Here is a 13,303-nt window from a genome sequence, read left to right as displayed (position 1 = left end):
CCATGGCGCGATACGTATTCATCACTGGCGGCGTGGTTTCCTCTCTCGGTAAAGGAATTGCGGCCGCGGCTCTCGGAGCGTTGCTGCAGGCCCGTGGTTATCGGGTGCGGCTTCGCAAGCTCGACCCCTATCTGAACGTGGACCCGGGCACTATGAGCCCGACCCAGCACGGCGAAGTCTTCGTCACCGACGACGGCGCGGAAACCGATCTCGATCTCGGCCACTACGAGCGCTTCACCGGGCGTTCGGCGACCAAGACCGACAACATCACCACCGGCCGCATCTACAAGAACATCATCGACAAGGAACGCCGCGGCGACTATCTCGGCGCCACCGTCCAGGTCATTCCGCACGTCACCAACGAGATCAAGGATTTCGTCATCGAAGGCAATGACGACTACGACTTCGTCATCTGCGAAATCGGCGGCACGGTCGGCGACATCGAGGCGATGCCGTTCATGGAAGCGATCCGCCAGCTCGGCAACGACCTGCCGCGCGGCACGGCGATCTACCTGCACCTGACGCTGATGCCGTATATTCCGGCAGCGGGCGAACTGAAGACCAAGCCGACGCAGCATTCCGTAAAGGAACTGCAGGCGCTCGGCATTCACCCCGATATCCTGCTTGTTCGCGCCGACCGGGAAATCCCGGAAGCGGAACGCCGCAAGCTCTCGCTGTTCTGCAACGTCCGCCCGTCGGCCGTTATCCAGGCGCTCGACGTCGCCAATATCTACGACGTGCCGATGGCCTACCACAAGGAAGGCCTCGACAACGAAGTGCTCGCCGCCTTCGGCATCGAACCGGCTCCGAAGCCGCGTCTCGACCAGTGGGAAGAAGTCTGCAACCGTATCCGCACGCCTGAGGGCGAGGTGACGATCGCGATCGTCGGCAAGTACACGGGTCTCAAGGACGCCTACAAGTCGCTGATCGAGGCACTGCATCACGGCGGCATCGCCAACCGCGTCAAGGTCAAGCTCGAATGGATCGAGTCCGAAGTCTTCGAAAAGGAAGATCCGGCGCCGTATCTCGAGAAGGTCCACGGCATTCTCGTTCCCGGCGGCTTCGGCGAACGCGGCTCCGAGGGCAAGATCCTGGCGGCGCGTTTCGCCCGCGAGCGCAAGGTGCCGTATTTCGGCATCTGCTTCGGCATGCAGATGGCCGTCATCGAAGCGGCCCGCAGCCTTGCCGGCGTCGAAGATGCGTCCTCGACGGAATTCGGGCCTGCCAAGGAGCCGGTCGTCGGCCTGATGACCGAATGGGTCAAGGGCAACGAACTGCAGAAGCGCAACGCTTCGGGCGATCTCGGCGGCACGATGCGTCTCGGCGCCTACAAGGCGGCCCTGAAGAAGGGCACCAAGATCGCCGACATCTATGGCTCGACCGATATTTCCGAGCGTCACCGCCACCGCTACGAAGTCAATATCGACTACAAGGACCGGCTGGAAAACTGCGGCCTCGTCTTCTCCGGCATGTCGCCTGATGGCGTGCTGCCCGAGACGATCGAATATCCTGACCATCCCTGGTTCATCGGCGTTCAGTACCACCCGGAACTGAAGTCCCGCCCGCTCGACCCGCATCCGCTCTTCGCCAGCTTCATCGAGGCGGCAACCGAGCAGAGCCGCTTGGTGTGATTTTGCAAAGGCCGCCTCGTTCATTCGAGGCGGCCTTTAAAATATGGTGGCCGCCGCTATCTTGGGCGGCATGAAATCTCTCCGCACCACGACCGTCTCCCGCGTCATCCATGCGCCTCCCGCCGCTATTTACGCGGCGTTTCTCGACGCTGATGCCGTTGCGGCCTGGTTGCCTCCCGGTGATATGCGTGGCGTCGTCCATGCCTTCGAGGGACGGGAAGGCGGGGCGTTCAGCATGTCGCTGATCTATGCCGACGATGAGGGCGAGATGACCGGCAAGACGTCGGAGAAGACGGACCGTTTCTCCGGTCGGTTCGCCAGGCTCACTCCGGATACGCTCATCGTGTGGGCGACGACCTTCGACAGCGCCGACGCCGATTTTTCTGGTGAGATGATCGTCAGCACGCACTTACTCGCCGTCAGTGATGGCACGGAAGTGACGATGGTGACGGAGAACATTCCACCGGGTATCCGTCTCGAAGACAACGAGATGGGCTGCCGGGAAACGCTGCAGCAGCTCGCCGACTATCTCGGCGGCTGACGGGAGGATTTCGGCCTGCGGGCGTGGAGGGGATCACAGACGCAGCCGGAGATGGTAGAAACTTGAGTATCCGCCGGGCTATCCCGGCGCGAAGCGACCCATGGGGAGATCGTTTGATGAAAACCAACGGCACCGGAAACAACCGCTGAACAGCGTTGCCGTTCGGGCTGCCTGTTCGGCCCATCATCAAATGACATCATCCTGCCCCATGGAGGGCCTTCATGTTTCGTCGCTTCGAAGAGCTGACCGATCCTTTCAAATCCCATGCCGATGATACGCCGCCCGGCCGCGTCTGGCCGTTCATCTTCTCCACACTGAAGCCGCTGCGCGGCACTGTCGCCGCAAGCCTGGCGCTGACCGCAATTGGCGCCGTCCTCGAAGTCTGGCTGATCGGCTATTCCGGCCGACTGGTCGATACGCTGGCGGCCATCCGCCCAGACGAACTCTGGGAGCGCCATGGCAGCGAGCTGATGTTCGCCGCCTTCCTGCTGCTCGTTGTCCGCCCGGGCACGGCAGTGCTCAACGAGGGGCTCGACGATATCGTCTTCCGGCCGAACGCGGTGGCGATGATCCGCTGGCGGGCGCTGCGGCATGTCAAACGGCAGTCCGTCGGATGGTTCCAGAACGATTTCTCCGGGCGCATCGCCTGGCGCGTTCAGGAACTTGGGAATAGCGCCACCGGTGTAGCCTATTCCGTCATTCACACGATCACCTATGTCGCGATCTATATCGCCGGCTCCTTCCTGCTGATGGCTTCGGTGGATATCAGGCTGGTCATTCCGATGCTGATCTGGGTGGGCCTCTATTTCGCGCTGATGGCCTATATCATCCCACGCGTCAGGGAGGCGTCGCAGCGCTTTCAGGAGGCCGATTCGGCACTGTCTGGCATGCTGGTCGACACATTCTCGAATATCGACACGATCAAGCTCTTTTCGCGAGATCAGGACGAGGACCGTGACAGCAGGCGTCATCTCGACACCACCAGACGAGCCTTCATCCGGTCGCAGGTGCTTGAGGTCACCGTCAACAGCAGCATGGTGTTTCTGAGCAGCCTGCTGATGGTCAGCCTCATCGGCTATTCGATCCTGCTGTGGCAGGCGGGAAGCGCGCCGCTCGGGATGGTCGCCGCCGCCATTGCTCTCGGCTTCCGCATCACCGCCATGGCCGAATGGCTGCTGGATGCGGTGGCGTCGCTGTTCAACCATATGGGTGCGGCGCGCGACCAGCTCAGCACAATCGCTCAACCTGTCGACATTCCCGATGCACCTGATGCCAAGGAGTTGCGGCTCGATGGCGGGACGCTGCGCTTCGAAAACGTCAGCCATCACTATGGCAAGGGGCAGGGCGGTCTCGACCGTGTCAGCCTGCATGTCGCCGCCGGGGAGAGGGTTGGGCTTGTCGGCCGCTCGGGTGCGGGAAAATCGACGCTCGTCAATCTGGCACTGCGCTTCTTCGAGGCGGAGAGCGGGCTGATCACCGTCGATGGCCAGGATATCCGATCGGTGACACAGGAGAGCCTGCGCGGGTGCTTCAGCATGGTGGCGCAGAATGCGGCGCTGCTGCACCGTTCGGTGCGCGACAACATCGCCTACGGACGCGAGGACCTGCCGCAGGCGATGATCGAGGCGGCGGCAGCAAAGGCGCATGCCGACGGTTTCATTCCCGGCCTGCGCGATCAGCAGAGCCGCAGCGGCTATGATGCCCATGTCGGCGAGCGTGGGGTGAAACTTTCGGGCGGCCAACGCCAGCGCATCGCGCTCGCCCGCGCCATCCTGAAGAATGCTCCCATCCTTATACTGGACGAAGCGACTTCGGCGCTCGATTCCGAAGTCGAGGCGGCAATCCAGGACACGCTCTACGATTTCATGGACGGCAAGACGGTGATCGCCATCGCGCACCGGTTGTCGACGATCGCCCGCATTGACCGGATCGTCGTCCTAGATAGGGGCCGGATTGCCGAGGAAGGCCGTCATCAGGACCTGCTGGCGCGAGGCGGCATCTATCACCGGCTCTGGTCGCGCCAGTCCGGCGGCTTTCTCGGGGTCGATTCCGGAGATTGAGAAAAGGCCCGGCGCCGGAGCGCCGGGCTTTTGCGTCAGGCGGCTTTCGGCAGCGGGCCGACATAGACCGAGCGCGGGCGGATCAGCCGGCCGCGCAGCGCCTGTTCGCGGGCATGGGCGATCCAGCCAACTGTGCGGCCGATGGCGAAGACGCCGGTGAAGGCCTCGCGCGGGAAGCCCAGCGTTTCCAACAGCAGCGCCGTGTAGAACTCGACATTCACGTCGAGCGGCCGGTCGGGCTTTCGCTCCTTCAGGATCGAGATCGCCGCAGCCTCGACAGCCTCGGCAAGCGCGACACGGTTGGCATCCACCTGACCCGTCGCCGTCAGCGGCTTCAGGGCGCCTTTGAGGGCGTCGGCGCGCGGATCGCGGACGCGATAGATGCGGTGGCCGAAGCCCATCAGCCGCTCGCCACGATCGAGCGCGTCGCCAAGCCATGTCTCAGCCTTGGCGGGCGTACCGATCGCATCCAGCATGTCGAGTACCGGGCCGGGCGCGCCGCCATGCAGCGGGCCCTTGAGGGCGCTGACTGCGGCCAGCACTGATGACGTCAGTCCGGCCTGGGTGGAGGCGATGACGCGGGCTGCGAAGGTCGAGGCATTCAGGCCGTGATCGGAAATCGTCACGAGATAGGCGTCGAGAGCCGCTGTCTGCTCGCGGCTCGCATGCTGGCCCGTCAGCATCTTCAGGATGTCGGCCGATTGCGACAGGGTGGCGTCAGGCTCGATCGGACGCTTTCCCTGCTGGAGCCGCAATACGGCAGGCAGGAAGACGGCGGGGGCGGCCATCAGGCGGACGGCGGTATCGACGCCATCGCCATCCTGCAGGCGGGCGAGGAGGGCTCTCACGGCGTCAACAGGCGGCAGGGCGAGAATCTGGCTGTCAGCGGTGGCGACATGCGCGAAAACCTCACTGCGGGCCAGACCAAGGCGCGGACGCAGCTCTTCTTCGGTGAGTGCCTCCGGCATCATGCCATCGAGCAGCAGCGTCGCCGTGCTCTCATAGGTGCTGTTCGCCACGAGGTCATCCAGCGATACGCCGCGGATGATCAGCCGGCCGGCTTCGCCATCGACATCCGACAGCTGGGTTTCGGCGGCAATGACGTCTTCAAGACCATTCTTCATCGGTGTTTCTCCTTTACCGGAGTAAAGATCGAGCCTAGATTAGTTGACGTCAATCTTGACGCAATTGATCAATGTGAGGCCTCCATGTCCTGGCTCTCAGCCGACGAGGCGCTGGCGCGTCTCGGCACCAAGCCGCAGACGCTTTACGCCAATGTCAGCCGCGGCCGCATCCGCGCCAAGCCGGATCCCGCCGATCCGCGCCGCAGCCTCTATCATACCGCCGATGTTGCCCGGCTCGCCGAGCGGCATGCCGGGCGGCGCAAGAGCGAGGCGGTCGCCGCCGAGGCGATCCAGTGGGGCGACCCGGTTCTGCCCTCGGCGGTCTCGACGATTGCCGACGGCAGGCTCTACTATCGCGGCCGCGATGCCGCGGCACTTTCAGCGTCGGCGACACTGGAAACGGCCGCGGCACTTCTTTGGGACATGCCGGGCGTGACGCTCCCGGCGACAGCTGCCATTGCCGGGACGCCCTCGATCGGCGATGCATTCGGCGCGCTTGCCGCACGGGTGACGCGCGATCTGCCGAGCCTTGGCCGGTCGCGGATGGTGCTGCGCAATGAGGCGATCTCGGTCTTCGCAACGATCAGCGCCGCGCTCGCGCCAGGCAGGGGCGATTTCACCCACGAGAAACTTGCCGACGCCTGGGGCAATCCGGAGGCCGCAGATTGCCTGCGGCGCGCCATGGTGCTGCTTGCCGATCACGAATTGAACGCGTCCACCTTTGCCGCCCGTGTCGCGGCCTCATCCGGTGCCGCGCTGTCAGCAGCTGTTCTCTCAGGCCTTTCGGCGCTGACGGGTCCGCTGCATGGCGGCGCCTGGCAGGGTGCTGCTGGGCTTGCGGCGCTCGCAGAGACCATCGGTGCCGAGGCGGCCGTGCGCCGAACCTTGTCTCAGGGGCATGCGCTTCCGGCCTTCGGGCATCCGCTGTACCCGGATGGTGACATCAGGGCTTCGGAACTCTTTGTGCATTTCGAACTGCCGCCGGTGTTCCGGGAATTGCGCCAGGCCGGTGAGGCGATGACCGGCGAGCAGGCCAATGTCGACTTCGCGCTGACAGCAATGGCGGCGAGCTTCGGTCTGCCGCAGGATGCGCCGATGGTGATCTTTGCGCTGGCGCGCACCTGCGGCTGGCTTGCGCATGCGATGGAGCAGGTCGAGGGAGGCCATCTCATCCGCCCCCGGGCGCGTTATTGCGGCCCGCCGCTTGCCGTCATCGGCTGACGCTTGCCAGGGCAGCCGCTTTTCTGCATACGGGATCAAGCTTTTGTTTTATGATGGCGAACCGGGAAACGGACTGGCCGCACGACGCCTCTGTATGGCGCAGTGGCGGCAGGTCTCAGCGATGTGGGGACGGATCATGGGCGTGGTTTCAGCAATCCTTCGCGGTTCCGCCGCGGCATGCATCCTGCTTGCTCTGCCCGGCGCAGTGATGGCGCAGACCAATGGCTGCGCGCTGCAGAACGGTGATGGCGGCCGCCGCATCCTGCGCTGCCCGGGCGGCGTCACCGTGACCGCAGAGGCCGGCGCCAGCTTCACGCTCCACGACCGCAATGGCGATGGCAGCCCCGATAGCGTATCACTCCGCCGCAGGGCCATTCTCGTCGATGTCGACAGCAGCCGGCACAGCGGCGGTTTCCAGGTGGTGACACCGCAGGCGATCGCCGCCGTGCGCGGTACGCAATGGGCGGTCGATGTCGGTGGCGGGCAGACTTCGGTTCTCGTCGTTCGCGGCGCTGTCGGCGTGCGCCGCCCGCAGGGTGATCCCGTGGTGCTGCGGCCGGGCGAGGGCGTCGATATCCGCAGCGGCTCGGCGCCGCTCGAGGTCCGCCGCTGGCCGGGTCCTCGCGCTGCCGCACTCCTTGCCCGCCTCGGTCAGTAGCAACCGATGCCGCGCCAGTCTGTTATCGTCACCGCCGCACTGCTTGCCGCGGCACTCTGGGGAGCGTTCCTCGGGTCGCTGCAGCTTTCCGGCGGCGCCTCATTCCTCGATCGCCCCGAAGCCACCCTCACCGATCTGAAGAGCACGCTGATCGGGGCACGAAAGCCGCCGCCGGTCGCAACGATCGCGGCCATCGACGACCGGACCGCCGCCGAGCACGGCTATCCGCTCGACCGGGCGACGCTGGCGCAGGCCGTGACCGAGATCGCGGCGCTGAAGCCGAAGGTCATCGCGCTCGATCTGCTGTTCGTCGATCCCGGCAGTGAGGCAGGCGACAGCGCGCTGACCACGGCGCTGCGTCTTGTGCCCTCGGTCATCGCCGGCGCCGCCGTCTTTCCGCAAAGTGCCCAGACCGTTGTCAGCGAGGCCAATGATCCGCTGGCGGCGATACCGGTGGCCCAAAGCCTGCTCCTGCCGCAGAAGCGCTTTGCCGATGTGGCGGCAACAGGGATCGTCAACGTCGCGACCGACCAGACCGGCGTGCCGCGCTTCATTCCGCTGCTGTCGCGCGGCGAGGGGCGAGTCGATGCGTCCTTCCCGCTCAGGACTGCATCGCTGGCCGTCGGGCACGACCCGGCTTTCCAGCCGGGTGCCATTTCCTTCACCGAGACCCGAATCCCGACCGATACAGGCCAGCGGCTGCCGCTGACCTTCTATGGCCCGCGCGGCACGATCCCGACGGTCAGCATCGCCGATGCGCTGGACGGCAAGCTCAGCGGGCAGGAGATCACCGACAAGGTGGTGGTGATCGGCGCGACCGTCACCGGCGGCGGCGATGTGTTCCCGACGCCGTTCGATCCGGTCCTACCGGGTGTCGAGGTGATGTCGACGGCGATCACGCATCTCGTGGCGGGCGACAGCATCATCCGCGACCACAATATCCGGCGGCTCGACGCGACCATCGCCGTGCTGCTGCCGCTGGCGGTCATCGGTTTGCTTGCCTGGCGGCGCAGCCTGATCGGCTTCGTGCTGATCGCGCTCTTGTTTGTCACCTGGGCAATGATCAATGTTGCCGCCTTCCGGCAGGGATACTGGCTGAGCGCGGCGCTGCCGATTGCTGCGGCGCTACCTCCGGCGCTGATCTTCGGTGCGGTACAGCTTTTCGCCGACCGCAGCCGTGCACGGCATTTTGCGGCGCAGAGCGAGTTGCTGCAGCGGATCGAGGCGCCTGGTCTCGGTGAATGGCTGGCGCGCGATCCCTCGTTCCTCTCTCAGCCCGTCCGGCAGAACGCGGCGGTGATCTTCATCGACCTCTCGGGTTTTACCGGTATGAGCGAGGCGGTCGGAGCGGTCGCCGTGCGCGAAATCCTGAGCGGCTTCTTCGAGCTCGTCGATGAGGAAGCACGGGCGCATGGCGGGGCGATCACCAGCTTCATGGGCGATGGCGCGATGATCCTGTTCGGATTGCCGGAGCCGCAGGCGGATGACGCGACGCGGGCGGCGGCCTGCGCGCTGGCGCTTGCCGAGCGCACCCGCAGCTGGCTTGCAGCCAATCCCGCCATTCCTGACGGCCGCAAGATCAGCTTCAAGATCGGTGTGCATTGCGGGCCAGTCGTGGCATCGCGTCTCGGCACCGGCAACCGCCAGCAGATCACGGCGACGGGCGATACCGTCAATGTCGCGAGCAGGCTGATGGAAGTGGCTGCGAGCCGCGGCTCGGAGATCGCTTTCAGTGCCGCATTGGTTCACGCAGCTTCTGCCGGTGGAACGCCACCGGCGGGCGGTGTGCTGGAGGGACCATTCGAGACGCGGATCCGTGGCCGGGCCGGGGGCATCGAGGTCTGGTTGCGGCGCCAGCAGGCGGCATGATCTCGCACTTTGACTTTTTGCGCGCGAAGAGATAGGAACGCGCAACCGTCCGGCCGGGCTGATCCCGGCCAAGGCGCAGGTGCGCCTGAAAATTCCGAAAGACAGATCACATGACAGAGATTAACGGCGTCGTTCCGGCGATCGCCAAGGCGTTGTCGAAGCGCGGCTATACGACGTTGACCCCGGTTCAGCAGGCGATGCTCGACCCGGCGCTGGCCGCTTCCGACGCACTTGTTTCCGCCCAGACCGGCTCCGGCAAGACCGTTGCCTTCGGTCTGGCGCTCGCTCCGACGCTGCTTGAAGACAATGACCGCTTCGAGCCGGCCGCCGAGCCGCTGGCGCTTGTTATCGCGCCGACCCGCGAACTTGCCCTGCAGGTGAAGCGCGAGCTGGAATGGCTTTATGAAATGACCGGTGCGCTGATCGTCAGCTGCGTCGGCGGCATGGATATCCGCAGCGAGCGCCGGGCGCTGGAGCGCGGCGCCCATATCGTCGTCGGCACGCCTGGCCGTCTCTGCGATCATATCCGCCGCAAGGCGCTAGACATGTCGGCGCTGAAGGCCGTGGTGCTCGATGAAGCCGACGAGATGCTCGATCTCGGCTTCCGCGAAGATCTCGAATTCATTCTCGAAGCAGCACCGGATGACCGCCGCACGCTGATGTTCTCGGCAACGGTACCGGCGGCGATCGCCAAGCTTGCCAAGAGCTACCAGCGCGATGCCGTGCGCATTTCGACGCAGTCGGAAGAAAAGCAGCATGTCGATATCGAATATCGCGCGCTGGCCGTGGCGCCTTCGGACCGCGAAAACGCCATCATCAACGTGCTGCGCTATTACGATGCGAAGAACGCCATTGTGTTCTGCTCGACGCGCGCGGCCGTCAATCACCTGACGGCGCGGTTCAACAACCGCAATTTCTCCGTCGTCGCGCTCTCCGGCGAGCTCACCCAGAATGAACGTACGCATGCGCTGCAGGCGATGCGCGACGGCCGGGCGCGGGTCTGCATCGCGACCGACGTCGCCGCCCGCGGCATCGACCTTCCGGGCCTCGACCTCGTCATCCATGCCGACCTGCCGACCAACCCGGAAACCCTGCTTCATCGCAGCGGCCGTACCGGCCGTGCAGGCCGCAAGGGCGTCAGCGCGCTGATCGTGCCGCTCAATGCCCGCCGCAAGGCCGAGCGTATCCTCGACGGTGCCGGCATCTCGCCGACCTGGGCGCGCCCGCCGTCTGCCGAGGAGGTCATGCGCCGCGACGACGAGCGGCTGCTGGCCGATCCGATCCTTAGCGATGCAGACGTGCAGGACGACGAAATCCTCGTCAACCAGCTGATCGCCAACTATGGCCCCGAGAAGCTCGCAGCAGCCTTCGTGCGGCTCTACCGCTCCAACCAGTCGGCACCCGAGGACATTACCGAAGTGTCGCTCGACGGCGGTGCACGCAAGCGCCGCGACAATGCCGATGGTCCGCGCGAGCCGAGCCAGAAGGGTCCGCGCGACGATTTCGGCCCGAGCGTCTGGTTCTCGCTCTCGGTCGGCCGCAAGCAGAATGCCGAGCCGCGCTGGCTGATTCCGATGATCTGCCGCAACGGCAATCTGACGAAGCGCGAAATCGGCGCGATCAAGATGCAGCCGGAAGAGACTTTCGTGGAGATCGCGGCCGACAATGCCGAAGCCTTCCTGAAGGCGCTCGGCCCGAACAAGACGATGGAACGCGGCATCCGCGTCAATCGCCTGAACGGCATGCCCGATTTCAGCAAGCCGGCCGCCGGCAAGCCGCAGGGCAAGAAGGCCTATGAGGCACGCCGCGACGACGATTTCCGCGAGGACCGGCCGAAGGCCAAGTTCAAGAAGGATTTCCAGGCCGAAGGTACGCCCGAGCGCAGCGACCAGCCCTGGAGCAAGAAGCCCGGCAAGGGCAAGTTCGAGGGCCAGGCGAAATTCGGCGACAAGCCCAAGTTCGGCGACAAGCCGAAGTTTGAAGGCAAGCCGAAATTCGAGGGCAAGGGCAAGCCTGAAGGCAAGGGTGGCTTTGCGCCGAAGGGCAAGTTCCCCAAGAAGAAGCAGGGCTGACAACAGTGGTAACCGGCACATTGCCAGTGTGAGGCGCTGATGCCGGTCACCCCTGAAGACGCCGAAGCCTTCATCATCAGAAATCTCGAGATTCGTCGGGCACCGTCGGTGCCGGAGATCAGACTTTATGCGGCGCATTCCGCAAGCCGGCTTGGCCGTCTCCCTGGTGGAGGCGGCGAGCCGCCTTACTGGGCCTATCACTGGGCCGGCGGCAGCGCGCTGGCGCGCCATCTACTTTCTCATCCCGAATGCGTGCGTGGCCGCGACGTCATCGATCTCGGCTGCGGTTCCGGCATCGTCGCAATTGCTGCGGCCATGGGTGGGGCGCGTGTTACGGCGATCGACACGGATGCCTATGCGATCGCGGCGACGCGTCTCAACGCGGCCGCCAATGGCGTGACGCTGGCGGTGCTGCAATCCGATCTGCTCGATGGTCCGCCGCCTGCGGCCGATGTCATTCTTGCCGGCGATCTCTTCTATAACCGGGCGCTTGCTAAACGCAGCCTCGCATTCCTACGCCGCTGCCGGGATGCCGGTATCGAGGTGCTGATCGGCGATCCCGGGCGCAAGCCGCTGCCGCGCGCCAAGCTGAAGCTTCTGGCGAGTTACGCCGTCGCAGATTTCGGTGAAGGGGAAACGGAAAGCGGCGTCTATACGCTCGCTTGAAGTGACGCCCGCCGCACGACGCGAACGGGCGCCAGCATTTGTCAGACGGAGCGGGTCAGGCCGCCATCGACGCGCAGGTTCTGGCCGGTGATGTAACCGGCGCCGTCGGATGCCAGGAAGGCGATGGTGGCGGCGATTTCCTCGCTGGTGCCGTAGCGCTTCATAGGCACGCTGTCGCGGCGTTCCTCGGTTGCCGGAAGGCTATCGATCCAGCCGGGCAGAACGTTGTTCATACGGATATTGTCGCCCGCATAAGTCTCGGCGAAGACCTTGGTGAAGGACGCCAGACCGGCGCGGAAGACCGCCGAGGTCGGGAACATCGCGCTCGGCTCGAATGCCCAGGCGGTGGAGATGTTGATGATCACGCCTGATTTCTGCTTTTGCATCTGCGGCGTGACGAGCCGCGTCGGGCGGATGACGTTCATCAGGTAGACGTCCATGCCGCGATGCCAGTCTTCGTCTGTGATCTCGAGGATCGGCGCACGCGGGCCATGACCGGCGCTATTGACGAGCACGTCGATGCGGCCCCATTCGGACAGCGCCCGATCGGTCAGCTTGCGCAGGTCGTCGTTCGACTGGTTGGAGCCGGTGACGCCGAAGCCGCCGAGTTCCTTGGCGAGTTCTTCGCCCTTGCCCGAAGAGGACAGGATCGCGACCTTGTAGCCGTCGGCTGCCAGGCGTTTCGCCGCCGCAGCACCCATGCCGCTGCCACCTGCCGTGACCAATGCTACCTTTTCAACCGCCATACTCGCCTCCATTGCCTATGCGCGCCGGAACCCGGCGCCGCGTCCAAATAACGGGTGCCGTGATATCATTCCGGTGCCGGGAAGGCGAGAGCGGGAAACGTGGCCGGCTACATGGCGAGGCGAAGGCGCATATCCTCCGGCTCCCGGTTCCGCTCGAAGCGGACGATGAGTTCGTCGAGCGCCACGCCGATATCGGCATCGCTCCATCCCTGGCTCTTCAGCCGCAGGAAAATCTCCTGCATGCGAAGCTTGAGGAACACGGCAAGATCGGGGTCTGAATCTTTGATCGAACGCATGGCTTTACTCTGAGATCCCTTGAGACAACGGATGACGAAAGAAAAAAATGGGCTCGCCACGCGAAACACAGGCGAGCCCTATTGCCCTCGCAGGTCCGCCGACTTGCATCAGGCCGCCCGCCGAAGTGCAACGGGCATTGAATTGGAGGTTCGGAGGCGGGTCGGACGCCTCACGATCAGGTAACCATAAGACGCCGTTGGTGTCGCGTGACGTCGCCGTGACACGACCTTTGCGCGAATCAGCGTGTTTTACTTGCCTGCGACTGATCCGAAACATTCCACCTTGCGTAGTTCGTGCCGCAAACACAGGAATGTTTCATGCGCCTACTGATTATCGGATTGGGAATACTGGCGATCCTCGCCTGGGCAGCGGTCTTCTATGTCACGTCAGGAGCCTTCTAGGGCCACAGCATTTCAGG

General features: G+C 64.6%; 11 protein-coding genes. 8 read left to right on the top strand and 3 right to left on the bottom strand.

The window, feature by feature from the left end:
* Positions 1–2: 2 nt before the first annotated feature.
* The 3 genes from ACQZ5H_RS06010 to ACQZ5H_RS06000 all read left to right on the top strand — a co-directional run bounded on the left by ACQZ5H_RS06010 (position 3) and on the right by ACQZ5H_RS06000 (position 4,232).
* Positions 3–1,631 carry a CTP synthase gene (locus ACQZ5H_RS06010; protein WP_112716267.1) on the top strand — a complete coding sequence of 543 codons (1,629 nt, stop codon included), beginning with the start codon at positions 3–5 and terminating at the stop codon, positions 1,629–1,631.
* A 70-nt stretch (positions 1,632–1,701) separates the two neighbouring features.
* Positions 1,702–2,172 carry an SRPBCC family protein gene (locus tag ACQZ5H_RS06005; protein WP_449097315.1) on the top strand — a complete coding sequence of 157 codons (471 nt, stop codon included), beginning with the start codon at positions 1,702–1,704 and terminating at the stop codon, positions 2,170–2,172.
* 221 nt (positions 2,173–2,393) lie between these two features.
* Entirely contained in the window at positions 2,394–4,232 is a 1,839-nt protein-coding gene (locus tag ACQZ5H_RS06000; RefSeq protein ID WP_449097042.1) for an ABC transporter ATP-binding protein, read from the top strand.
* Between the two features lie 35 nt (positions 4,233–4,267).
* Here the strand turns inward: ACQZ5H_RS06000 and ACQZ5H_RS05995 are convergent, their stop codons facing one another.
* Positions 4,268–5,356 (bottom strand): citrate synthase/methylcitrate synthase, encoded by a 1,089-nt coding sequence (locus ACQZ5H_RS05995; RefSeq protein ID WP_449097041.1) that lies wholly within the window; start codon positions 5,354–5,356, stop codon positions 4,268–4,270.
* Between the two features lie 84 nt (positions 5,357–5,440).
* Here ACQZ5H_RS05995 and ACQZ5H_RS05990 point away from each other — a divergent pair, with 84 nt between their 5' ends.
* The 5 genes from ACQZ5H_RS05990 (at position 5,441) to ACQZ5H_RS05970 (ending at position 11,842) form a co-directional block, all read left to right on the top strand.
* Positions 5,441–6,577, top strand: coding sequence for a citrate synthase (locus tag ACQZ5H_RS05990; RefSeq protein WP_449097040.1), 1,137 nt, complete (start codon positions 5,441–5,443; stop codon positions 6,575–6,577).
* 136 nt (positions 6,578–6,713) lie between these two features.
* On the top strand, positions 6,714–7,235 hold the full coding sequence (locus ACQZ5H_RS05985; RefSeq protein ID WP_449097039.1) for a FecR domain-containing protein: 522 nt from the start codon (positions 6,714–6,716) through the stop codon (positions 7,233–7,235).
* A gap of 6 nt (positions 7,236–7,241) precedes the next feature.
* Entirely contained in the window at positions 7,242–9,104 is a 1,863-nt protein-coding gene (locus ACQZ5H_RS05980) for a CHASE2 domain-containing protein (protein WP_449097038.1), read from the top strand.
* Positions 9,105–9,214: 110 nt separating this feature from the next.
* The gene (locus ACQZ5H_RS05975; protein ID WP_449097037.1) at positions 9,215–11,176 is read left to right on the top strand and encodes a DEAD/DEAH box helicase; all 1,962 of its coding nucleotides are present in this window, start codon (positions 9,215–9,217) and stop codon (positions 11,174–11,176) included.
* 39 nt (positions 11,177–11,215) lie between these two features.
* A complete protein-coding gene (locus ACQZ5H_RS05970; RefSeq protein ID WP_449097036.1) occupies positions 11,216–11,842 on the top strand; it encodes a class I SAM-dependent methyltransferase in 627 nt (208 codons plus the stop codon).
* A 41-nt stretch (positions 11,843–11,883) separates the two neighbouring features.
* On the opposite strand, the gene ACQZ5H_RS05965 is transcribed toward ACQZ5H_RS05970, so the two are convergent.
* Both ACQZ5H_RS05965 and ACQZ5H_RS05960 read right to left on the bottom strand, forming a co-directional pair.
* Positions 11,884–12,588, bottom strand: coding sequence for an SDR family oxidoreductase (locus tag ACQZ5H_RS05965; RefSeq protein WP_130278308.1), 705 nt, complete (start codon positions 12,586–12,588; stop codon positions 11,884–11,886).
* 107 nt (positions 12,589–12,695) lie between these two features.
* Positions 12,696–12,884 (bottom strand): hypothetical protein, encoded by a 189-nt coding sequence (locus tag ACQZ5H_RS05960; protein WP_112716245.1) that lies wholly within the window; start codon positions 12,882–12,884, stop codon positions 12,696–12,698.
* Between the last annotated feature and the right edge of the window lie 419 nt (positions 12,885–13,303).

The organism is Rhizobium sp. 21-4511-3d (assembly GCF_053522545.1).
This window is presented reverse-complemented; position numbering and strand designations above follow the sequence as displayed.